This window comes from Bradyrhizobium xenonodulans (assembly GCF_027594865.1).
Taxonomy (GTDB): Bacteria; Pseudomonadota; Alphaproteobacteria; order Rhizobiales; family Xanthobacteraceae; genus Bradyrhizobium; species Bradyrhizobium xenonodulans.
Genome location: NZ_CP089391.1, coordinates 1536229 through 1558907 on the forward strand (window position 1 = coordinate 1536229; position 22679 = coordinate 1558907).

Here is a 22679-nt window from a genome sequence, read left to right on the forward strand (position 1 = left end):
CAGACCGCAGCTCCAAGGGGCAGGATATGACCGCGCCGGACAACAACGCCCCCACGCAAGCCGACAGCGTCGTCGACTGGTTGACCAACGGCACGCGCGACGAGCGCTTCGTCGACAATATCTTCGCGCAGATGTGCATCCGGCTCCAGCAGGCGGGGATTCCGCTGAAGCGCTCGACGCTTCACATCCTGATCCATCACCCGCAATGGCTGGGGGCCCGCATGATGTGGTCCGACGGGATGCGGGATGCGGAGATTGCACTGGTCGAATACGACGTTCGCGAGCGGTCGGAATATATCGGCAGCGCCGCCAACGAAATCCATGACGGCGCCGCCGAGGTGCGCGAGCGGCTCGAGCAGGATGCCTCGCTCGGCCGCAAGCACGCTCTCTATGACGAGATGCGGGCGCGAGGCCTGACCGACTATGTGGCCTGGCCGCTCTACCACACGCTCGGCAAGCGCCACCTCGTCACCTTCGCCACCGATCGTCCCGGCGGGTTCGATGATGCGCATATCGACGGCCTGAAGAAGCTGCTGCCGGTGCTGGCGCTGGTCAGCGAGATCCGCGTCAAGAACCGGCTGGCGCGCACGCTGCTCGAGACCTATGTCGGCGCCCATGCCGGCGAGCTCATCCTGGCCGGCGCTACGCGGCGCGGCACCGGCACGACGGTGCGCGCGGCGATCATGATCTGTGACTTGCGCGATTTCACCAAGATCTCCGACAACTGGCCGCGCGACGACGTCATCGATCTGCTCAACGATTATTTCGACGCGATGTCGGAGCCGATCGCACGGCACGGCGGCGAAATCCTGAAATTCATCGGCGACGGCCTGCTTGCCATCTTCCCGCTCAGCGCGCCCGATGCCTGCGCCAACCTGCTGCACGCCGTGACCGAGGCCCGCCAGGCCATGGCCGCGCTGAACGAGCGGAACAGTGCGACCGGCCGCGTGCCGCTGAACTACGGCATCGGCGTCCATGTCGGCGACGTCATGTACGGCAATATCGGATCAGCCAGCCGGCTCGACTTCACCGTGATCGGCCCGGCCGTCAACATGGCCTCCCGCCTCGAGGCTCTCACCAAGCAGCTGGGACGAACGGTGCTGCTGTCGCGCGCCTTCGCTGAACTGGTGGAGAAGCAGTTCGAGCTGGAGCACGTCGGCAAGCACGAGGTGCGCGGCTTCAGCGATCCGATCGAGCTGTTTGCGTATCACGGGTGAGGACACGCGCGGCCGTGCAGTCTGCCCGGTCGCGGCTATTGTTTTGCTCCGGTCCAGGTTCCGACGCATCCGTCGGATCGCTGGAATGTCCCGGAGCCGCCGCGGCCCGAAAACCGTCCGGACATGGTCCAGCTCAGGCCGCCTGCGGCTCCGGTTCCGGACGTGGCGCCGTTCGGGCTGACTTGACCGGTGCCGTATTGTCCCACCATCTTGCCGCTGGTGATGACGACAGCGTCGGTGGAGCCTGCGCAGGTCTTGCCGACGCTGGTCAGAACCCAGGCGCCGTCGAAATTGCCGCCGCCGCCGCCGCTCCTTTGCGGCGCGCGGCTCGGCTCTTCGGCCGCGGGCTTGCGTCGCGCCGGTCTGGAAGGCTCGGCGGCGGGAGGCGCCGCGCGCGTGCCGGACAGCGACTTCTCGTCATTGCCGATGCTGCCGCCGGCGCTCCCTGATTGCGCACGCGCCATATCGGGCGAGGCGACGATGACGAGCGTGGCTGACAGCAGCGCGGCTTCACAAAAATATCGAATATGGTTTTGCATATGGCTTCTGGGTTTCAAATGAACTGGTTCTGACGGTGGATCGTATTGCCAATGCGTGAGTGTATCACTACGCTTGAGCTTGAGCAGCCCAAAGCTTCCTTCGGTCGGCCCCGCGTTCATGCCTAAGTTTCTTCGCATCGGAATCCATTGGTCGAACGTATCAGGATACACGTCGAAGGCGTGGTGTGTCAGGCGCGTCGGCTCCGTGGTTTTCCTGAAATGGGGCGCCGTCGAGGTCCAGGGCGCAGGCGCCGGGCGCAAGGTTTACTGGACGCATCCTCCGCAGGAGAAGACCGTACGTTGCGGCACCGCGCAGCGCGCCCAGGACTACATGAAAGCCGCGATCGCGCGGCGTCGCAACCATCGTTATGAGCCGCTGGCCGGAGCCATCGCGCTCCAGCGCCGATCCGCCGTCGCCGGCGCCGAGCTCAAGCAGGCCCTCGCCACGATCCTGATCGTCGACATCGTCGGCTCCACGGCCAAAGCCGCAAAGCTCGGCGATGCGCGCTGGACCAAGGTGATGGGCCATTATTACGCCGCGGTCCGCAAGGAGCTGAAGAGTTCGCGCGGCAAGGAGGTCGTGACGACCGGCGACGGCGTGCTGGCGACGTTCAAGGCGCCGGTTGCCGGCATCAATTGCGCGGCCGCGATCCAGAAGGCCGTGCGCACGCTGGGGCTCGAGATCAGGGTGGGGCTGCATGCGGGCGAATACACGATGAGCGGCGGCGAAATGGTCGGCCTCGCCTTTCACATCTGCACGCGTGTCGCCGCGAAGGCGCGCGCCGGCGAAGTGCTGGTCTCGAGCGCGGTCAAGGACCTCCTGAAGGCGCAGTCCCAGATCCGCTTCGCCGACCACGGCAACCATCAGCTCAAGGGCGTGCCGGAGCGGTGGCGGCTGTACCGCGTCGAGGGGTGAGGGGCCTCAAAGCTCCCTTCCGATCAAACGGTCCAGCGAGAGCTGCCCGCCGCCCCGAAACGAGATGTGCAGCGCGACGAGGCCCATCAGGAACGGGTACTCCATGCCGCGATCGATCCAGGCCCATTTGGGATAATGGATCAGGCAGATCATCGCCATCTGCACCGCGACCATCGGTGCGATCAGCCGGGTGAACAGTCCCGCGGCGAGCATGACGGCGCCGAACGTTTCCAGCAGCATTACGACATAGCCGAACAGCACCGGCGCCGGAAAATGCAGCGTGTTCGTGATGAAATTCACCGAACTCGCGAATGGATTGGCCATGGCGCCGTGGGATTCGCCGAGCAGCTTCGGCAGGCCGTGCGTGAGCAGGATCAACCCGAAGGTGACGCGCAGGAGCGCATAGGACGCCGGATTTGCGATCTCGTAGAACTGGCGCAGGCCCGGCAATAGCAGCGGTGTTGGGGCGCGTCGCTGAGCCAGGCCGGTCATCGCATCGCTCCTCATGTCGTTCTCCCTCTGATGATGGGGATACTAGACGGCGCCGCCCGCCGGATAATCTCGGCTGACTTGGCTTCACTATTCGATCGGGGCGAACAATGCGGTCGATTGCGCCAGCTGGATACGGGGTCAGCTTCGCACAAGCGGGCCTTGGGATAGTCGCGCCCAGTTTAGGTTCAGGGAGATTCTGCAATGCCTATCGCGGGGCAAAAGCTGGCCTTTGTCTTGGCCGCGTCCAGTCATGGAACGATGATCGTCAATCGATTCGACTATCGCATGGTCAGTTCCGACCGCGGCTACGGCGTGGGGTTTCAGATCCTCGAAACGGCCGCTTTCGACCCGGGCGAAGTCAAGGCAGCGCTCGAATTGCTGGCATTGCGTCGGCGGCACCACGGTGACGGCGTGATCGCCATCGACTGTGGCGCGAATATCGGCGTGCACGCGATCGAATGGGCCTCGTCGATGACGGGCTGGGGGTCGGTGATTGCGATCGAAGCCCAGGAACGGATCTACTATGCGCTGGCGGGCAACATTGCCATCAACAACTGCTTCAATGCGTTGGCGGTGCATGCGGCCGTTTCCTCCGAACCCGGCACGATGCAAATTCCAAATCCGAACTATCTGACGCCTTCCAGCTTCGGCAGCCTGGAATTGCGGCACCGCGCGGGCAACGAATTCATCGGTCAGTCGATCAACTATACCGACAACACCGTCCCCATCCAGAAGATGACGCTGGATGAGCTCAACCTGCCACGAGTCGATTTCATCAAGATCGATATCGAGGGAATGGAAATGGAGGCTCTTGCGGGCGCGCGGGAGACGATCAAGACGTATCGCCCGATCCTGTTGATCGAAAAGATCAAGACGGATAGCCGGCAGCTCGAGCAGTGGCTGCGGGACAACGGCTACCAGTGCCTGGCTCTCGGCATCAACATCCTCGCAGTCCATCAAAGCGATGCGAGCTTGAACGATATCAACGGACTTCAAGGCGCCGGCCAGCATGCTGAAGCACGCGGCCTTGCGGTGGCAAACGTCTAGGCCATCCCGGCAGTTCGCAACGTCTCGCAGCATCCTCCTCGGCGAACTTCGGGTTCGCCAGGTGCTGCGAATTTGCGTTTCCAATACCGATCTTGGTTCAGATGTCTGCTTGAAGGACGCCTCTGAACCCCACGCCAGAGCATGATCCGGAAAAGTGCGGAGCGGTTTTCCGGATCACCTCATCGCGCCTTAGTCCGCGCCGATCATCCTTTTCGCAGGACTCCAGCCAGCAACGAATTTGCGCAGTTCGGTGTGCACCTGCGCGATGACGCCCGACCATTCGCGCGTCGTGTCTTGCCTGAACAGCTTCATGGACGAATACCACGGGCTGTCGTCGCGGTTGAGCATCCAGCGCCAATCCGGGCTGAATGGCAGCATCGTCCAGACCGGAACGCCCAGCGCACCGGCGAGGTGAACGACGCTGGTGTCGACCGAGATCACCACATCGAGACAGGACACCAGCGCCGCCGTGTCGGTGAAATCCGTCAGCTGCTCCGTCAGGTCGACGATATCAGGACGTTCGCCGAGGAAAGCGCGATCCTGGTCGCGGACGCCCTTCTGCAGGCTGACGAACTGGACGTCGCAATCCAGCAGTGGCGCCAGCGTGCGCAGGGCCATCGACCGGTTGTGATCGTTCTTGTGATCCGGATTTCCCGACCAGACGAGACCGACGCGCAAGCGATTGCGCCGGCCGGTCCGGTCTTCAAGCCGGACATCAAGCTGGTCTTGCCACGCCTTCACGCGCTCAGCCGGGGGCGCAGGAAGGTACGCCTGCGCGAACGGGATCGTACCGAGCCGCGTCCCGAACACGCGTGGCAAAGTTCCAAGAGGACAGTGCAGGTCGAACGCCAGCGACGTCGCAGACGGTCGGCCAATGCAATTTGCGACGCCGGACACCCCGGCCAGTAGCCGCTGAATCGGAGGCTGGACCTCCAGGATCACGCGAGCTCCGAGCGCGGCCACCATGGGCACGTAGCGCGCGAACTGGATTGCGTCGCCCAATCCCTCATCGGCGTGAAGCAATATGGTTTTGCCTTCGATCGGCAGGTCACCAAGCCAAAGCGGCTTAGAAAAACCGCGATCGAGCAAACCGACAGGAAGCTTCCAGCGCTGTTCGCGCCCAGGCCAGCCTCGCTCGAAGTCTCCGGTCAGCAACTGAAGCGTCGCCAGATTATAGGTCGTCGGCGTGTGGTTTGGATCGACCACCAGGGATCTGTGAAAGGTCGCGAAAGCTTCATCGAGCAATTGCAGCTTCACCAATGCCAACGCCTTGTTGTTGAGCACTGCAGTGAAATCCGGTCGAAGTTCAAGCGCCCGATCGAAACGCGCCAGGGCCTGATCCATCCGGCCAAGCCTGGAATGAAGCAGGCCAAGGTTGTTGTGCGTTTCCGGCAGGCCGGGGTCCAGCGCAATCGACTTCGTGTAGTCCGCCTCCGCTTCCTCGAACCGGTTCGCCTCCTGGAGGCAAACGCCGCGCATTTGATACAGAAGTGCGGAATTCGGGTTCAGTTTCTCGGCTGCGTTGAAGCGTTCCAGGGCTTCCGCATACCGGCCGAGATTGAACAGCTGTTCGCCGCTTCTGTTCGCTGCGGCCAGGATTTGCGGATCGAGTTTCGGCGCCTGCTGGACGTGCGGCTCCGCCTCTCCCGTGCGCTTGAGCTGCTGGAGCAGGCTGCCGAGGGAATTCGAGCGGACTGCATCCAGTGATATCGGCGGCAAGGCCCTGTTCTGGTGTTGCCGCGCTCCCGACCGCCAGCTGGAAACCTGGCCGTCCAGCTCGCGGCGAACGCTGTCCACGACGCCGGCCCAGTCGCCTCGCGTCGATTGCCTGAATAGCCTCATGGACTGATACCACGGGCTGTCGTCGCGGTTGAGCATCCAGCGCCAATCCGGGCTGAATGGCACCATCGTCCAGACCGGAATGCCCAGCGCGCCGGTGAGGTGAACGACGCTGGTGTCGACCGAGATCACCAGATCGAGACAGGACACCAGCGCCGCCGTGTCGGTGAAATCCTTCAGCTGTTCCGTCAGGTCGAGGATATCGGGGCATTCGCGGAGGAAGGCCCGGTCCTGGTCCCGGATGCCTTTTTGCAGGCTGACGAACTGGACGTCGCAATCCAGCAGAGGCGCCAGCGTGCGCAGCGCCATCGATCGGTTGCTGTCGTTCTTGTGATCCGGATTTCCCGACCAGACGAGACCGACGCGCAGGCGATTGCGGGGCCCGAGCCGGTCTTCCCAGGCCTTCACGCGCTCCGCCGGGGGCGCGGGAAGGTAGGCTTGCGCGAACGGAATCGTATCGAGCCGCGTCCTGAACGCCAGCGGCAGGCTTCCAAGCGCACAGTGCAGGTCGAACGCCAGCGCCGTTCCGGAGACGTCGCCGATACAGGTCGCAACGCCGGGGATGCCGCTCAGAAGCTGCTGGATCGGAGGCTGCACCGCCAGGATGACGCGCGCCCCGAGCGCGGCCACCATGGGCACATAGCGCGCGAACTGGATGGAGTCGCCCAATCCCTCGTCGCAATAAAGCAATATGCTCTTGCCTTCGATCGGCTGGTCACCGAGCCAGGAGGGGCTGGAAAAGCCGCGCGTGATGGTGCTGAGCGACGGCCGGGCCTCGCGTCCCGGCCAGCCCCGCTCGAGATCCCCGGTCAAGAGCTGAAGCAGCGCGAAATTGAAGATCGTCGGCGCGCGGTTCGGTTCGATCGCGAGCGATCTGTCGAGGGTCGCGAAGGCTTCATCCAGCCTTTGCAGCTCCAGCAATATCCAGGCCTTGTTGGACAGTGCTGCGGTGAAATCCGGACGAAGTTCGAGCGCGCGATCGAGGCTCGCCAGAGCCTGCTCCATCCGGCCCAATTTCGAATGCAGCGTGCCGAGGTTGCTGTGCGTTTCCGCAAGATCCGGGTCCAGCGCAATCGACCTGTTGTAGTCGGCCTCCGCTTCCTCGAGCCGGTTCGCCTCCTGGAGGCACATGCCGCGTATCTGATACAGGGCTGCGGAGTTCGGATTCAGTTTCACGGCTGCGTTGAAGCAGTCCAGCGCTTCCGCATGCCGGCCGAGTTCGAGCAGCAGCCTGCCGCAGCTGGTCGCCGCCTCCAGATATTGCGGACGGAGTTTCAGCGCCTGCTGGAAATGCAGCACGGCCTCGTCCGTGCGCCCGAGCTGCCAGTGCTGATCGCCGAGGTAATGCGCGAGCAGCGCATCCTGTGGCGCGGGCGAGGACGCCCTGCTCTGGTGGTGCCGTGTGTCCGGCCGCCCTGCGGCAACCAGCCCCTCGAGCTCGCGGCGAACGCAGTCCACGACGCCGGCCCAGTCGCCCCTTTCTGGCTGCCGGAACAGCATCATGGACGAATACCACGGGCTGTCGTCGCGGCTCAGCAACCAGCGCCAATCCGGGTTGAAAGGCAACATGGTCCAGACCGGAACGCCCAGCGCGCCGGCGAGGTGAACGACGCTGGTGTCGGCCGAGATCACCAGATCGAGGCAGGACATCAGCGCCGCGGTTTCGCTGAAATCCGTGAGCTGTTCGGTCAGGTCGACGATGTCCGGACGTTCGCCGAGGAAGGCGCGATCCTGCTCGCGGACGCCCTTTTGCAGGCTGACGAACTGGACGTCGCAATCCAGCAGCGGGGCGAGCGTTCGCAGCGCCATCGACCGGTTGTGATCGTTGTTGTGATCCGGATTTCCCGACCAGACGAGACCAACGCGCAAGCGATCGCGCCGGCCGCTCCCGTCTTCAAGCCGGACATCAAGCTGGTCTTGCCAGGCCTTCACACGCGCCGCCGGCGGCGCCGGAAGGTACCCTTGCGCGAACGGGATCGTGTCGAGCCGCGTCCCGAATGCCAGCGGCAGGCTGCCGAGCGGACAATGCAGGTCGAACGACAGCGCGCCCGTGGACGCGCGGTCGACGCACCTTGCGACACCAGCGATACCGCTCAGAAGCTGCTGGACCGGAAGCGGGACCTCCAGGATGACCTGAGCCCCGAGCGCGGCGACGATGGGGATATAGCGCGCGAACTGGATTGCATCGCCCAATCCCTCGTCGGCATGAAGCAGGATGGTCTTGCCTTCGAGCGGCTGGTCGCGAAGCCAGAGCGGGCAGGCAAAGCCGCGCTCGACGAGGCCGAGACCCGCCTTCCAGCGAGCCTCGCGTCCCTGCCAGCCCCGCTCGAAATCGCCGGTCAGCATCTGAAGCAGCGCGAGATTCCACACCGTGTGCGCATTGCTCGGATCGAGCGCCAGCGACTTGCGAAAGGCCGCGAAAGCGTCGTCGAGCAATTGGAGGCTCCACAACGCCCGTGCCTTCTCGTTGAGCGCTGCGGGAAAATTCGGACGAAGGGCGAGGGCGCGATCGATGCTCGCCAGGGCCTGCTCCATCCGGCCAAATCTCGAATGAAGCGTGCCGAGGTTCTTGTGCGTCTCGGCCTCGCCGGGGTTCAGCGCAATGGATCTCTCGAAGTCGGCCTGCGCCTCCCCGAACCGGCCGAGCCGCTGCAAGCAAAGGCCGCGCGTCTGATACAGGGCCGCGACGCCGGGATTGTGCTTCGCGAACAGGTTGAAGCAGTCCAGGGCTTCGGCATACCGGCCGAGATCAAACAGCGATTTGCCCTGTTTTGCGGCCTCCAGGCTTTGCCTCGTGGCCTCCAGGTTCTGCGGTGCGATCTTGTGGGATTGTTTGGCCGCGGCCCGGCGCTCTTGACGATTCATCAGCTGACCAAAAAAGAGGAGACAATGTCAGATTGCTCGCTGATTTTCAGTCACGCGAGAGGGAGGCGTCCGTCGCACTTGCCTTCTCGTTCCGTCAGTTCGCGTTCAGCTGTGCTTGCGGGGTCCACCGAGCGCGGCCGTAGCATCCCATTGAGGACGTTTAGGGCGAGAAGCTGGTGCGAAGCTGGCGCGGCGCGAGGCGTTCATGTCCTCATCCGCCCTTGCCGGGGAATTGACGTCAGGCGTGCTCTTTTTCGTCGGCTGTCCCGTGCGCCATCGCGCGTCTCGAGCAGTGTGGGATTCACTGAGCTTGGAGATAGTTGGGCTCCTCTGTTTGACCAGGCGCTCGTTCCGCCGCCAATATCACGCGAGCCAGCTTCGATGGATTCTCGACAGCCGAGACGTGGCCGGTGTTCTCGAGCGTCACCATCTGCGCGGCGGGGATCAGCGACCGCGTGCGTTCGCACTCACCTGGCCGAGACCAATCGCTGTCGCCATAGATGAGCGTCACCGGTGCCGTTGATTTTCCGGATACCTTCGGCATAGGCTTCTGCTTGAAAGTGCACGACGCTGCCTCGTTCCGCTTGCCTGAGCCTTAGTCGATCTCCTCGTCGATCTCGTTCGCTTTCATAAAGTCGCGTCCGCACACGAAAAAGATCACCAGGACAAATGCAAGCTGGGCAACGACGAGGCAACCCAGGATCACGGAGATGCCTGGGAGAAGCTGAAGTCCGTGGGCGCGAGCCGCGATGGCAGAAGCGACCGCTATCGACAATGAGACAGGGATCATCGCGACGACTCTAAACGTCAGAGCGGTCGCAGCTCCCATCAATGCACTCAGCAGCAGCAGGACGAGAACAAGGGTCAAGCGAAACTCCTTCAGGAAAATCACTCACGCGGCAAAAAATGGTAGCCTCATTTAGCAATTCAGGAGCCTAAAAAAAGACCGTAAAATTACCCGCAGCAATTAGCGAGCGGAACTTTCAACTGTAGTTACCGGCCGGTCTAACTCTTTCACTCGATCTCATAAGCCCGCCGTCGTCTGAGCACACAAACCCTTTCGCGGCGTAGCAGGGCATCGAGGAGCGGCCAATGCCAAGGAGCTGACCCCAATCGACGGGATAAGCCCCCTCACCATTGTATTGATCCTTCTTGGGTTCGGTTTCGCATGGACGGCCCGCCAATAAGGTCGGTCGACAGGTCCGTTCCGGGTCATAAGCAGCGGTCAAAGTGAGCTCGGCGGCGCGTCCGGTCTGCCACTGATTGCCGACACCACAATGGCCGCATTGATTCCGGACCAATGCCGGGTAGGCGGCACTCAGGGGCACCGAATTCGTTTTTGAAGCACTTTGTAGCATCATGAATTGCTACCTGTTTTGCGATAAATTCTTTGGACCAGTCGCGCATGTCGGCCTTCTGGATTGCTTCCAACATTATCCCGCGCTGCGGATCGTCTCGAAGCGTTCCGAGAACGATTCCCCGCCCGACGCCAACGTGGGCGCAGCTATTCATGTACACGAATATCTTGAGGTACTTCGTATCGATTGATCCCTTGATAACTCGATCTACTCGCGCTTTCATTAGTGTGGCGGGTACGAAAGTTCTGTCATATGCGAAGCTCACATTATCCGTCGCGTCATAGATGGTCGCTTCGATGACAACCGGTGCGTAGATATCGGTCGGGACGTGCTCGAAGAGGATGCCTCTTAACGAGGCTGGTGTACCCGGCAACGCACAGGCCATTGCGCTAGCGCAAGCAGCGCAATAAGCAATCATACAGACAGCCCATGCACGAATATCGGCAAGCCAGTTATTAATCATCGCGCGACGATGCCAACTATCTGCAATGTCCGCAATGGGTCCACAAGCAGACGAAGCGGGGCACGGCGCGGCAGTTCACCCATGGGCCCAATAGGCGACATTCCCGGATGGCCCGGCTCAAATTGCAACTTCAGATTCCTAGCCACCGACCGGGCCGCATGCGAAGCTGAAGCAATATTCCGCGTCTCGGAGGGAGAGCCCGATGCGCATTGTTTTGCCCTACATGGGAATTTGTGTCTGCGCCTGTCTCGCAGCGTGGTTGTCGTTGACGCTGATCTATTGAGCGAGCGGGCCGGAGCCGGCTATCAGCAGTCGCACAAGAGGGGATATCGGTTCGGCCTGTTGTCTTGCACGGTCGCGCGACCTTCGCCCTGGCAACGGAGAGGCCATCGACTCGACATCACCGCACTCCCGTGCCTTTGCAGCGCTGGCACTTCACCACCTTGTCGCCCTTCTTGAGCAAGCCCTTGCCTTCACAGTTTTTGCATTTCTGCTTCTTCTTGATGTTCGGGCCTTTTTCACTGACCATGAAGGTCTCCTGCGGCTAGAGGGCGGTCTTGTGCGGGTGTTCGGCAGGGCAGCCGGACGGTGCCCGGGGTAAGGCCTACACCTATGCCGGCTTCGGCACCACCAGCACCATTGCGCCGTCCTCTTCGGAGAGCGCAACGGGTCTTTACCCGGGCGACGCCCTGGTGTGTGCCGCAACAAGCTTGATCAAGTCAGCCTGACGGCGCACGCCGGTCTTTCCAAAGATATTCTGGAGGTGCGTTTTCACCGTGGCCTCGCTGATGCCAAGCGCCTCCGCGATCTCGGATACTCCGCTGACTTTCATCACGGCATCCAGGACCCGCACTTCGCCCGGCGTGAGGTGGAATTGTCGCGCCGTCGCTTCGATCGGATAAGGCGCCGCCATTGATGTTTTTCGGACGAAGACGGCCGCGACCGCGGAGTGAAGGCCTCCCGCTTGGCGACGCGTTCCCGACGTCAGCGGCAGGATATCGGCGACCCAATTCTCGTCCAGCTTGCTGGAGAGCGGAATGGCAACACCGTCCGCACCAACCGCGCCATCGCCACCGCTCGCGGCGGCGACAACATTGCGCAAGACCCGCGCCGCATGCGGGTCCACGGCAATCAAGTTGTTGTTGGCGATTCGCAGGGTCGTCGCATCATCGAGCAGCCTTTGCGCGGCCAGGTTGGAGAATGCAATATGACAATGTTCATTCACCAGAAAAACGCCGGCGTCGAGCCGGTTGAGCGCATCTGACAGACTTTCAGCCTTTTTCCTGTGAAGGTCGATAACGTTGCCGATCAACACCGCGCGGCGCACGTGGGGAACCAGCAGATGCATGCGCTGCCGCATATCGTCGTCTGCAAGCCCCTGCCGCTCGCTTCGGAACACTCCGAACTGAGCGAAGCTCGTTGCGGTTTTGTCGAGCGTAGCAGCCAGATGATCGGCCCACCCGTTCGGCTTGACCCACTCCTTGTAGAAAGTCGTCTCGACGAACTCATCATAGGGCAGAACGTTGGTCGTGTTGTAGATCTCCCCGATCTTGAAGAAGAACTGAGCCGTCAAACTCGGATCGAAGCGGATATAATGATTGAAATACGCGTCCACGCTGGACGGTTCGACGTTGTAAACGTAGTGAAGCTCACCCTGAACAGTGATGTCCTTCCAGTAGATTCCAGCCGCAGTTCCGCCGATGAATTGCGTCGCCTGCTCGAGAACGCCGATCCACAAGCTGGAGTCGAGTGCTGCGTCGTAGATATCGCCGATCAGCTGCGACAAAAGTTCCGGATCGACCATTCCAACACCGCTCATTCCACTGACCGCGACCTTGATGCGGACAATCGCATCAGCCGACCTGTGGGCTACCAATACGCTCTGAGACCTGATGGCCTTCAGCGCGTAGGGCGCGAGTCGACTTGCCTCCCGCCTTGGTCGAGCGTTGTACAGGCGTGGAATATCGCAGGCCAGCCCAGATTTAGCGCGCCAGTCTCGCGGCAACCGCCAGACGGCATAGCGAACAGGCACTTGTCGGGTGGAACGGGTGTTGCGGTGACGGGGCTGCTCAATTCATGAGCCTTTGAACCCGGGCATTTGGTGTATTGGACTGCACCCCTGTCACTGTAATTATCGTGTCTCACTTCAGGGGTGCAGTCCAGCACTGTCACCCAAAATCCCGATGGTCTCTACCAAACGGCTGTCTGGCGCTTATTGGAGCGGGCAATTGTAAGTCGTGACGACATAGATTCCACGACGCATCCGTTTCGAAGTAACGATTTCGCAATTTGATCCGACGTGACGGAGCCACTCCGAAGCTCCACCGTCCTCAGCGAGGTTATCGCTTGGGTTCGAGACGAGGTAAGCGTCATTTTCCATACCTGCCATTCCCCAGCTTTCCCAAGCCAGCATGACCGAGTCTTTGTCCGCGAACCCTCTTAGTGCGTCGTTGTGCGCGTAAGACCAAGCTAGAAACCGAAATTTATCCTTGACTCGCGGCAGTGCCCAGAAGGTCCCGCCGATCAGCGTGAGCATCACCACGAGCGAGATGACTATCGAACGAGCGCGGGGTGATTTCCTCTCGTCTCCGGCCCAGATGCAGAGTCCGACGCAAACTAATGCCACCGCGGGCAAGTAGAGTGAGATGAGAAACAGAAACGTGCCAAGGCTTTTATCCCATGCAAAGGGCGTTGCAGTCGTGACCGCGGCAATTGCGGCAATGAAGGGCAGCCACCGCAGCGTCTGTGCCTCTTTCTCAGGACTTGAGCAAACGAGGTCATGGTTCTCAGATTTATCAAGAAGGTTCCGGCAGTTTACAAGCCCGAAGGCCAAACGGCCATTCGAGGGGGGAGCAAATATCGCCGCATTGGATCACAGGCCGAGATTTCGTGAGAGCGGCACGGTAGCCCTCCAGCGCCTATTTTGCGCTCGCGAAACCATCCGCCGTGTAAACGACCTTGCCGCCCACCACCGTCAGCAGAGACGCCGTGGCGCCAATTTGCTCGACGGGGACCGACATGAAATCCCGATCGAGAATCGCGAAGTCGGCGAGCTTGCCGGTCTCTAACGTGCCGCGCCGCGTCTCGTCGAAGCAGAACCAGGCGCTTCCCACCGTGTAGAGGCGCAAGGCATCTTCGCGGCTGGGTGTTTCGTCCGGGCCGCGCGTCGAGTGTCCGCCGACGGTCTTGCCGTCGAGCATCCATTGCAGCGCGACGAACGGATTGTAGGATGCGACCCGATGCGCATCGGTGCCGGCCCCGACATGGACGCCCGTGCGCAACGCCGTGACGATGGGCGGCATCTGGCGCGTGGCTTCGCCGGCCTGCGCCACGATACGGTCGCCGCCGAGATACATCGCGTCCTGCATGGTCCAGCCGACACCAAGGGCCTTCATCCGCAGAAGCGTCTCAGATGAGGCGTTGTCGAGATGGGCGATGGACCAGCGCAGCGGCGCGATCGGTGTTTCCTTGTTGACCTCCTCGTAGAGGTCGAGCAGGTGGTGGACGGATTTGTCTTCCTGCCAGTGGATGGTGACCGTCAGCCCTTGCTTGGCCGCCCAGCGAATGATCTCGCGAAACTTGTCCTTGGCGGCCGCGTCGGGCGCGTTGTTGTTGTACATGGCGCCGGTGATCCGCTCGCCGATGCCGTTGAATCGCAGCATGTCGTCACCGAATCCCATCGGCAGGAACGGCGTGAGAGTCTTGTACTCCTCGAATTCCGCGCCGACATTCTGGGCGAACAGGCTGAAGGCGACCCGCACCGAAAGTGATTTTTCACGCCAGAGCTTTTGCAGGGCGGCGTAGTGGCTGGGATAAATGCTGAAGCCGCCGGGATCCACGATCCCGGTCACCCCAAGACGATTGAGCTCCGTGAAGAACTGCCGGGTCCCGGCGACATTGTCTTCGAAAGTCGGCCTCGGCAGGCGATCGAACAGCGCGGAGACGCTGACGATGGAGCCATTGAACCAGCCCGTGGTGTCGCCCGATGCGGCGCGCTCAGTCGTGATTCCGGCCGGTAACTGATCCGCGGACATTCCGAGAGCTTGCTGCGCTTTCGGCGTCATCAGCACCGCCGAATAGAACAGCTGGATGTAAGCCGGATTGTCGGGAACGACCGACATCACCTCGGCCAGGGTTGGCCGCCGCTTCTCCGCAAATTGCAATTCGCTCCAGCCACCGGCCACGATGATCCAGGACCCCAGGCTCGCTTTTGCCGCCTGGCGCAAGCGCTCCATGGCCTCGGCTATTGTCTTTGCGCCGATCCAGTTGACCTCGGTCGCGTAGGTGAGGCCGGCGCGCACGGCGTGAATATGGGAATCGATCAATCCCGGAATGATCGTGCGTCCGCCGGCTTCGATACGGCGCGTCGCCGGACCGATCAGGCCTTCCATGGCATCGTTGCCGCCGACGGCGACGATCTTGCCTTCGCGGACTGCGAGTGCCTGCGCGATCGTCGATGCGGGATCCAGCGTCACGATTTTTGCGTTCGTGACAATGAGGTCGGCCTTTTGTGCGTAGGCCAAAGTGGCCCAGCACGAGATCACCAAAATCGCGAGATGCTTGCGCATGTTCAGTCCTGAAATGAGAGAGGCAGGAGCGAGAGGGGCAGGAGCGGCGCCACGCATTCGCCGTTGGATGCGCGCGCGGACATCGCGTGTCGCAACGGGGAGTGTGATGGTCCTGATCATGTCTCCAATGAGATCAGCCAGTCCACCGGAAAATTTGGTGATGGCTGCGCCGGGCGTCGCTTCGTCCGTCTTCGCTTCCGCTGCGCTCCAGCTACGCCGGACACCACGCTTCACGCTACGTTCTCCGCGCGGCTGCGCCCGCGTAGCCCGCAGGGCGAAGCGTGGTGGGCCCGGCAGGACTCGAACCTGCAACCAGACCGTTATGAGCGGCCGGCTCTAACCATTGAGCTACAGGCCCCGCCGCGAGTCGGCTCGCGGAAGGCGCGGCCGGCAACGGTGCGCGGTTCGTTTACAGGGATGGAGGCGGGGGTGCAATGCTGGCCCAGGCGGCGGGGAACGCCAGCGCGGCATCGCGGGCTATTTTCGAATACCCGAAATTTGTGAGGGTGCCGTTATAATCCTGTTTTGCCCGACGGGTCAAATCGGCGCTCGCGGAGGCTCGTCGAGATGTCTCCGTAACCCCTTGAAATCACTGGCCCCGTCTACTGTGCATGGGGTTGTTTTCGCGGTTTTTGGTGTGAGGGGACCTTGGGTCCCCTCAAATGCCTTACCGGCGGGCCGCCAAGGCCAGTGACGGGCGGCCCTAGTCCACCGACACCCCGGCGAACTCCACGACCTTCTTCCACTTCTCGGTCTCGTCCGTGACCAGCTTGCCGAACTCGGCCGGCGACATCGGCTTGGGGATGCCGCCGACTTCAGTGAGACGGGCGATCAGCTTCGGATCCTTCAGCGCTTCGCCGACGGCCTTGTTGAGGATCTCGATCACCTCGCTTGGGGTGCCCTTCGGCGCGGAGATGCCGTAGAAGCCGACCGATTCGAATCCGGGCACGGTCTCGGCGATCGCGGGCACGTCGGGCACGCTCGGCCAGCGCTGCGGCGAGGTCACGCCCAGCGCGCGGACATTGCCGCCCTTCGCCTGCTCCAGCGCGGAGGGCAGATTGTCGAAGATCAGCTGCACCTTGTTGGAGATGATGTCGGGGAAGGCGATCGCAGATCCGCGATAGGGCACGTGCACCATGTCGCACTTGGTCATCACCTTGAACAGCTCGGCCGACATGTGCACCGAGGTGCCGTTGCCGGACGAGGCGAAGGAGACCTTTCCGGGATTGGCCTTGCAATAGTCGATGAACTCCTGAACCGTCTTGGCCGGGAACGCGTTGGAGACGACCAGCATGTTGGTGAGCTGCATGATGCTCGCGACCGGCACGGTGTCGCGCAAGAAGTCGAACGGCAGCTTCTTGTAGAGCGAGGTCGAGATCGCGTTGTTGGGCGCGACGAACAGCAGCGTATAGCCGTCGGCCGGCGAGTTGATCGCGGCGGCGGCCGCGATGTTGCCGCCGGAGCCGGTGCGGTTCTCGACGATGAATTGCTGGCCGAGACGGTCCGACAGCCACTGCGCCATGATCCGCGCCACGATGTCGACGGGGCCGCCGGCGGCGAAGCCGATCAGCCAGTGCACGGGGCGGTTGGGATAGTCGGCGGCGGAGGCGGGAGGGGAGGCGCTGAAAAGACCTGAAATGATCGCGAGCCCAAACACAGTGTTACGCAAAATTCGCAACATGATGCCTCCCATTGTTCTATTGTCGTTGGGTCGCATGCTTTCACAAAATCGGGCCGCTGCCTACATCGCCGCAAGTCGGTGTTGACGCAGGTCCCTCGGGGACGACCATGAGATTCGCATTCACCTTGATCAGTGCGGCGCTGCTTGCGGGCCCCGCCGAAGCTCAAACCGGAGGCACGGCCATTCCGACCACGACGATCAGCCTTACGCTCAGTCTCGGCACCGCGACGCCAGGCGGCGGCTTTCCGCTCTATGGCAATGCCTTCGCGGAGGTGATGAACGCGGCCGATCCGCAACTCACCATCGCACCCCGCAACACCAAGGGCAGCAACGAGAACATTCCGCTGCTGGAGAAGGGCGAGCTCGATCTCGCTCTGGTCGCGGGCGAGCCGGCCTATGAAGCCTTTGCCGGCATCGGCCGCGCGCCTGTGCGGCTGAAGATCTTGACGGCGATCTATTCCAACCCCGGCATGTTCGTGGTGCGGGCGGACAGTCCCTACAAGACCATCCGCGATCTCGTCGGACAGCCGGTGGCGTTCGGCGCCAAGGGCTCCGGCCTGCCGATCCTGGCGCGCTACGTGCTCGATGGCCTCGGCTTGAAGCAGGACGAGGATTTCAAGGCGATCTATCTCGACCGCGCCGGCGACGGTCCCGCGATGGTCGAGGACGGCCGCGTCGCCGCGCTGTGGGGTGCCGGCATCGGCTGGCCCGGCTTTGCCGCGGTGGCCTCCAGCGCATCAGGCGCGCGCTTCATCGCCCCGAGCGTGGATGAGATGACGCGCATCCGTGCCAAGCATGCGTTCCTCAAGCCGCTGCTCGTGCCGGCCAATAGCTATCCGAAACAGACCGCGCCGATCGCCTCGCTCGGCTCCTGGAGCTTTGTCCTCACGCGCGAGGACCTGCCTGATGACGTCGCCTATCGCCTCGCGAAGACGCTGCACGGTCTCGAGGCGACGTTCTGCAAAAAGCTCGCGCAGGCCTGCGAGACGACGGCGTCGAACACGGTCGCGGCCGCGCCGAAGCCGGAGCTGATCCATCCGGGCGTGATGAAGTACTTTCGCGAGATCGGGGTGGTGAAGTAGCGAATAGCGAGTTGCGAGTGGCGAATGGGTTCTTCCCATTCGCCACATCCTATTCGCCAGTCGCCAATCTCACTTCTTCACCAGCGCACACGCGGGGTCCGGCGGACCGAACGCCTTGTCGCCGGAGATGGTCGTGAGGATCTTGTAATAGTCCCACGGATATTTGCTTTCCTCCGGCGTCTTCACCTGCACCAGCCAGAGGTCGTGCACCATCAGATTGTCATCGCGTAAGCGACCGTTGCGGGCGAAGAAATCCTCGACCGGTTTTTCGCGCATCTTCGCCGCCACTTTCAGCGGATCGTCGGTGCCGGCGTCCTTGATGGCGTTGAGATAGTGCATCACGCTGGAATAGACGCCGGCCTGCCACATCGACGGCATCTTGTTCATCTTGGCGAAATAGCGCTTCGACCATTCGCGCGTCTTGTCGTCCATGTCCCAGTAGAACGAGGTCGTCAGCAACAGGCCTTGGGCGGCCTGCAGACCAAGGCCGTGGATGTCGGTGATCAGCGCCAGCAGCGCCGCCATCTGCTGGCCGCCCTTGAACACGCCGAACTCCGAGCCGGTCTTGATCTCGTTCATGTTGTTGGGCGGGCCTGCCGCAATGCCGATGATCTTGGCTTTGGAGGCCTGTGCCTGCAGCACGAAGGAGGAGAGGTCGGGCGTTGCTAAGGGCGGCTTCACCGATCCCAGCACCTTGCCGCCATTGGCGGTGACGACGCTGGAGGCGTCACGTTCGAGGGAGTGGCCGAAGGCATAGTCGTCGGTGATGAAGAACCAGCTGTCGCCGCCGCGCTTGACCACCGCATCCGCCGTGCCGACCGCGAGCGCGCGGGTGTCGAACACCCATTGCATCGCGTAAGGCGAGCAGAACTTGCCGTGGAAATCCGCCGTGCCGGTGGAGTGGGTGATGAACAGCCGCTTCTTCTCGTTGGCGATGTTCTGCACCGCGAGGCCAACGGCGGAGACCGGCACGTCGACGATCAGATCGACTTTGTCGACGTCGAACCAGCGCCGCGCGATCGCGCCGCCGACGTCGGCCTTGAGCTGGTGGTCGCCGATCACGATGCTGATCGGCTTGCCGAGCACGGTGCCGCCGAAATCGTCGATCGCCATCTGCGCCGCCGTCACCGAGCCCTGGCCGGTCGGCGCGGAGGCCGGGCCGTTCATGTCGGTGAGCACGCCGATCTTGACGATGTCGTCGGACACCTGCGCCATGGCGGCGCCCGGCAGCAGTGCTGCCGCCAAGGCTGTCGCGACAAAGCCAGCCGCGACCGGCAGTCCAAATCTCGTTGGATTCACGCTTGTCCTCCCCTGATCCGGCTCGTTGGCCGGTGTTGCTTTTTCCCGGGTACGGCCCGGCTGAATTGGTTTCTTTTGCAACTATTTTGGGGTGGGCGTCAATCTCAGGCCGCGAAGCGGATCTGCCCCGCCGGCGAGGGATCGTAGCCGGTCAGCTCCTCCGCGCGCTGCCGCAGCCGTCTTTCGCCGAGGAGCCGGATCAGGGCCTGCATGGCGGGGCGGAAATAGCTGCGCTGCCGCATCGCGAGGTCGAGATTCTCCCAGACCAGCGGCACGAAATCGAGACCGGCCGAGCGCGCCGCCGCACGCGTCGCGATGCCGCAATCGGCTTGTCCGGCGCGGACGATCTCGGCGAGATCCGGGCTCGTGAGGGCCGGCGTCTCGACCCGGCGCAGATCGCGCGTCGAGGCACCCGCGCGCGCCAGCAGCACGTCGAGCAGCATCTGCGCGCCCGTACCCTGCTGCCGCATCGCCATCCTGGCGCCGAGCGCCAGCACGTCCGAGAGGCCGTGCAGCCGTTTCGGATTGCCCGGCGGCAGCACGAGACCCTGCTCGCGGCGCACGAACGCGACCAGCACTGCATCATGCAGGTCGGGGGCGTCACGCAGCGCCGTCGCACTGGCGTCGGAGGCGAGATTGCCCTCGGCGTCGAGGCTGTGGAAGTGCACCGCGACCGCCATCACCTCGTCGCGCTGCAAGCGCTCGAGCCCGCGCGCGCTGCCTTCGCTCATCAATCCCAGGCCCGAGCCGGATTCACGCAGGCTCCAGGCCAGCAGCTCATCCTGGCTGCCGCCCACCACCGGCGGCGGCTCCGCCGTCAACATGCCGGCCGGACGCGCCATTCCCGACAGCACCCAGAGATCGAGCTCATGGCGCGGGAAGAGCCATTTGCCGGTCACCTTGGTGCAGGGGATCGCTCCGTTGGTGACGAGTTCGTACAGCTTGCGTTCGCCGAGTCGGAGATAGTCAGCGGCTTCGCTGGTCGTCAGGAATTCCATCCTGCATTCCTATGCAAATTCTTGCTTCTTTTTGGACTTTCGTCGCAGGTGGAATTCTGCATTTCAATTTGTGTCCGCCGGAACCATGCCCGATCATCTCGTTGCTTTGCAACACATCCTCTCACGCGATTTCTGCTTTGGTGAACAATCCTAAAGCGCTCGTCTGATGCGGGCCTTGCGATCGTCGATCGCCGCTCAGCGCATTGCCGAAATGTCCCGAATAAGGGAGCGCAACGGGCAAACGCGTCACGAGTGCGGCGCAATCGATCATCATCATGATCGCGTCGCATCAATGGGGAACCCGATCATGGCCGTCCGCCGCCTGTCCGTTGCATTCGCGCTTCTCTGCGGCCTTGCCGCGGGCGTTGCGACGTCATCCGCGGAGGACCGCGCGATCGTTCTGGCCTCGACGACGTCGACGCAGGATTCCGGCGTGCTGGATTATCTGCTGCCGATCTTCCGCGAGAAGACCGGCATCGACGTGACGGTGATCGCGCGGCGCGCCGACGAAGTGCTCGACGGGGCGCGCAGGGGCGAAGTCGACGTCGTGCTGATGCACGCCCGCCCGCAGGAGGAAAAGTTCGTCGCCGACGGTTTTGCCGTGAAGCGCTTCGACGTGATGTACAACGACTACGTGCTGGTCGGGCCGAAGAGCGACCCCGCCGGGGTGAAGGGCAAGGATATCGTGACCGCGCTGAAGGCGATCGAGGCCAAAGGCGCGCCGTTCGTGACGCGCGGCGATCGCTCGGGCACCCACGCGGCAGAGCTCGCGCTCTGGATCGTCGCCGGCATCGACATTGCGGCTGCCAAGGGCGCCTGGTATCGCGAGGTCAAGCAAGGCATGGACGCAGCCCTCGAGACCGCGCGCGCCGCGAATGCCTATGTGCTGACCGACCGCGGCAGCTGGATCGCTCTTAGGGAACGCGGCGATCTCGACATCGTCGTCGAGGGCGACAAGCGGCTGCTCAATCAGTACGGCGTGATGCTGGTGAACCCTGCGAAGTTTCCGAACGTGAAGCAGGAGTTGGGGCAGACCTTCGTCGATTGGTTGATCTCCTCGGAGGGGCAGGCGGCGATCGCCGGCTACAAGGTCGACGGACAGCAGCTGTTCTTTCCCAATGCGGAGAAGTCAGGCGGCTGATCCCTGCATCGTCGGCGGTTGCCAAACCGGGCGATGCATGATCCATCATGGCGCATGACCCAGCGCCTGCCGCCATCGCTCACGCCGCTCGACACCGCGCTTGCTGCGTTGCTGCGAGATGTTGGGCCGACCGCGCCGGTGGAGTTGCCGCTGGCGGAGGCGATCGGGTGTATCGCGGCGGGGACGCTGGCGATCGCGGCCTATCCTCCTCATGACCTTGCGGCCGCAGACGGCTGGGCGTTGCACGCCAATGATCTCGTCGGTGCGTCCGCCTATTCACCGCTGCCGCTGACGGCGGCGCCGACCTGGGTCGAGGCCGGGGACGCGATGCCGGAGGGATGCGACTGCGTGCTCGATGCCGATGCGGTCGACGCATCGGGGGCGCTCGTGCAGGTGCTGGCAGAGGGCGTACCCGGAGAGGGCGTCAGGCGCGCCGGAAGCGACATCGGAGACGATACGCCAGTTGCGGCAGAGGGGCATCCGGTCAGTCCCGCCGTCCTGCTGCTCGCGCGCGCGGCGGGGCTGGACAGGCTGAGCGTACGCCGTCCGCGGCTGTGCATCGTCAATGTATCGGGCGCAACGGCGACGTTGCACATGATTGCGGAGATCGCGCGCGCCGCGGGGCTGGAGATGCAAACGCGCCAAGCTGCTGCCCGGGATGCGGCATCGATCGCGCAAGCACTCGGAGAGCTCGCCTGCGATCTCGTCGTGACGATTGGCGGCAGCGGCGTCGGTCACCACGATGCAGCCGTGACGGCGCTGGCTGAGCGCGGCGACGTGCTCGCCCATGGCCTTGCGCTCCGGCCCGGACGCACCGCCGCCGTGGCGCGGCTCGGAAAAGTTCCCGCCGTGGCTTTACCGGGCTCGCCGGATCATGCGCTCGCGACCTGGTTCGCGCTCGTGCTTCCACTCGTCGATCACCTGTCGGCGCGGTTGCCGCGCCGGCAGGTGACCTTGCCGCTCGCGCGAAAGGTCGCATCCGGTGTCGGCATCGCCGAGATCGCGCTGCTGGCCGAGGAACATAAGACGTGGATGCTGCTTGCCGTCGGCGAATGGCCGCTCCAGGCCATCGCCCGTGCGGATGCATGGCTGCTCATTCCCGCCAGCCATGAGGGATTTGCGGCGGGCGAACCGGTCGATGCTTATCTGATGCAGGAATGATAGGGATTCCGGC

20 protein-coding genes, 1 tRNA gene and 1 pseudogene are annotated in these 22679 nt (G+C 63.0%); 6 read left to right on the top strand and 16 right to left on the bottom strand.

Annotated elements, in window-relative coordinates; all coding sequences use genetic code 11:
* Nucleotides 1-26 precede the first annotated feature (26 nt).
* On the top strand, nt 27-1217 hold the full coding sequence (locus tag I3J27_RS07280; RefSeq protein WP_270167072.1) for an adenylate/guanylate cyclase domain-containing protein: 1191 nt from the start codon (nt 27-29) through the stop codon (nt 1215-1217).
* A 35-nt stretch (nt 1218-1252) separates the two neighbouring features.
* Here I3J27_RS07280 and I3J27_RS07285 read toward each other — a convergent pair whose 3' ends face one another.
* A complete protein-coding gene (locus I3J27_RS07285; RefSeq protein ID WP_270167074.1) occupies nt 1253-1756 on the bottom strand; it encodes a hypothetical protein in 504 nt (167 codons plus the stop codon).
* A 118-nt stretch (nt 1757-1874) separates the two neighbouring features.
* On the opposite strand from I3J27_RS07285, the gene I3J27_RS07290 reads away from it, so the two are divergent.
* Nucleotides 1875-2672 carry an adenylate/guanylate cyclase domain-containing protein gene (locus tag I3J27_RS07290; protein WP_270167077.1) on the top strand — a complete coding sequence of 266 codons (798 nt, stop codon included), beginning with the start codon at nt 1875-1877 and terminating at the stop codon, nt 2670-2672.
* A 6-nt stretch (nt 2673-2678) separates the two neighbouring features.
* Here I3J27_RS07290 and I3J27_RS07295 read toward each other — a convergent pair whose 3' ends face one another.
* Complete coding sequence (locus I3J27_RS07295) at nt 2679-3179, bottom strand: DoxX family protein (protein WP_270167079.1); 501 nt, start codon at nt 3177-3179, stop codon at nt 2679-2681.
* Between the two features lie 186 nt (nt 3180-3365).
* Here I3J27_RS07295 and I3J27_RS07300 point away from each other — a divergent pair, with 186 nt between their 5' ends.
* Complete coding sequence (locus tag I3J27_RS07300) at nt 3366-4211, top strand: FkbM family methyltransferase (RefSeq protein ID WP_270167081.1); 846 nt, start codon at nt 3366-3368, stop codon at nt 4209-4211.
* A gap of 189 nt (nt 4212-4400) precedes the next feature.
* Here the strand turns inward: I3J27_RS07300 and I3J27_RS07305 are convergent, their stop codons facing one another.
* The 11 genes and pseudogenes from I3J27_RS07305 to I3J27_RS07350 form a co-directional block, all read right to left on the bottom strand.
* Nucleotides 4401-8396 carry a tetratricopeptide repeat protein gene (locus I3J27_RS07305; RefSeq protein WP_270167088.1) on the bottom strand — a complete coding sequence of 1332 codons (3996 nt, stop codon included), beginning with the start codon at nt 8394-8396 and terminating at the stop codon, nt 4401-4403.
* 90 nt (nt 8397-8486) lie between these two features.
* Nucleotides 8487-8915: pseudogene (locus I3J27_RS39155) on the bottom strand (tetratricopeptide repeat protein); the annotation flags it as partial.
* Between the two features lie 301 nt (nt 8916-9216).
* Complete coding sequence (locus I3J27_RS07310; protein WP_270167105.1) at nt 9217-9459, bottom strand: alpha/beta fold hydrolase; 243 nt, start codon at nt 9457-9459, stop codon at nt 9217-9219.
* A 51-nt stretch (nt 9460-9510) separates the two neighbouring features.
* Entirely contained in the window at nt 9511-9783 is a 273-nt protein-coding gene (locus tag I3J27_RS07315; protein WP_270167107.1) for a hypothetical protein, read from the bottom strand.
* A 344-nt stretch (nt 9784-10127) separates the two neighbouring features.
* Nucleotides 10128-10736, bottom strand: coding sequence for a hypothetical protein (locus I3J27_RS07320; RefSeq protein ID WP_270167109.1), 609 nt, complete (start codon nt 10734-10736; stop codon nt 10128-10130).
* A 400-nt stretch (nt 10737-11136) separates the two neighbouring features.
* On the bottom strand, nt 11137-11265 hold the full coding sequence (locus tag I3J27_RS07325) for a hypothetical protein (protein WP_256374932.1): 129 nt from the start codon (nt 11263-11265) through the stop codon (nt 11137-11139).
* 144 nt (nt 11266-11409) lie between these two features.
* Nucleotides 11410-12540: a helix-turn-helix transcriptional regulator gene (locus I3J27_RS07330; RefSeq protein ID WP_270167114.1), complete on the bottom strand. Its 1131-nt coding sequence runs from the start codon at nt 12538-12540 to the stop codon at nt 11410-11412.
* Nucleotides 12541-12948: 408 nt separating this feature from the next.
* Entirely contained in the window at nt 12949-13569 is a 621-nt protein-coding gene (locus I3J27_RS07335; RefSeq protein WP_270167116.1) for a hypothetical protein, read from the bottom strand.
* Nucleotides 13570-13654: 85 nt separating this feature from the next.
* Nucleotides 13655-15304 (bottom strand): amidohydrolase, encoded by a 1650-nt coding sequence (locus I3J27_RS07340; protein ID WP_270167119.1) that lies wholly within the window; start codon nt 15302-15304, stop codon nt 13655-13657.
* A 282-nt stretch (nt 15305-15586) separates the two neighbouring features.
* Nucleotides 15587-15662, bottom strand: a tRNA-Ile gene (locus I3J27_RS07345).
* A 345-nt stretch (nt 15663-16007) separates the two neighbouring features.
* Nucleotides 16008-16985 carry a Bug family tripartite tricarboxylate transporter substrate binding protein gene (locus I3J27_RS07350; RefSeq protein ID WP_270167121.1) on the bottom strand — a complete coding sequence of 326 codons (978 nt, stop codon included), beginning with the start codon at nt 16983-16985 and terminating at the stop codon, nt 16008-16010.
* Between the two features lie 107 nt (nt 16986-17092).
* On the opposite strand from I3J27_RS07350, the gene I3J27_RS07355 reads away from it, so the two are divergent.
* A complete protein-coding gene (locus I3J27_RS07355) occupies nt 17093-18067 on the top strand; it encodes a TAXI family TRAP transporter solute-binding subunit (RefSeq protein WP_270167124.1) in 975 nt (324 codons plus the stop codon).
* A gap of 69 nt (nt 18068-18136) precedes the next feature.
* On the opposite strand, the gene I3J27_RS07360 is transcribed toward I3J27_RS07355, so the two are convergent.
* The 3 genes from I3J27_RS07360 to I3J27_RS07370 form a co-directional block, all read right to left on the bottom strand.
* Nucleotides 18137-19366: an ABC transporter substrate-binding protein gene (locus tag I3J27_RS07360; protein ID WP_270167126.1), complete on the bottom strand. Its 1230-nt coding sequence runs from the start codon at nt 19364-19366 to the stop codon at nt 18137-18139.
* Nucleotides 19367-19470: 104 nt separating this feature from the next.
* On the bottom strand, nt 19471-20364 hold the full coding sequence (locus tag I3J27_RS07365) for a substrate-binding domain-containing protein (protein ID WP_270167128.1): 894 nt from the start codon (nt 20362-20364) through the stop codon (nt 19471-19473).
* A 121-nt stretch (nt 20365-20485) separates the two neighbouring features.
* Nucleotides 20486-20641: a hypothetical protein gene (locus I3J27_RS07370; RefSeq protein WP_270167130.1), complete on the bottom strand. Its 156-nt coding sequence runs from the start codon at nt 20639-20641 to the stop codon at nt 20486-20488.
* 30 nt (nt 20642-20671) lie between these two features.
* On the opposite strand from I3J27_RS07370, the gene I3J27_RS07375 reads away from it, so the two are divergent.
* Together I3J27_RS07375 and I3J27_RS07380 are read left to right on the top strand one after the other, a co-directional pair.
* Complete coding sequence (locus I3J27_RS07375) at nt 20672-21505, top strand: ABC transporter substrate-binding protein (RefSeq protein WP_270167132.1); 834 nt, start codon at nt 20672-20674, stop codon at nt 21503-21505.
* A 54-nt stretch (nt 21506-21559) separates the two neighbouring features.
* Nucleotides 21560-22666 carry a molybdopterin-binding protein gene (locus I3J27_RS07380; RefSeq protein WP_270167134.1) on the top strand — a complete coding sequence of 369 codons (1107 nt, stop codon included), beginning with the start codon at nt 21560-21562 and terminating at the stop codon, nt 22664-22666.
* The last annotated feature ends 13 nt before the right edge of the window (nt 22667-22679 follow it).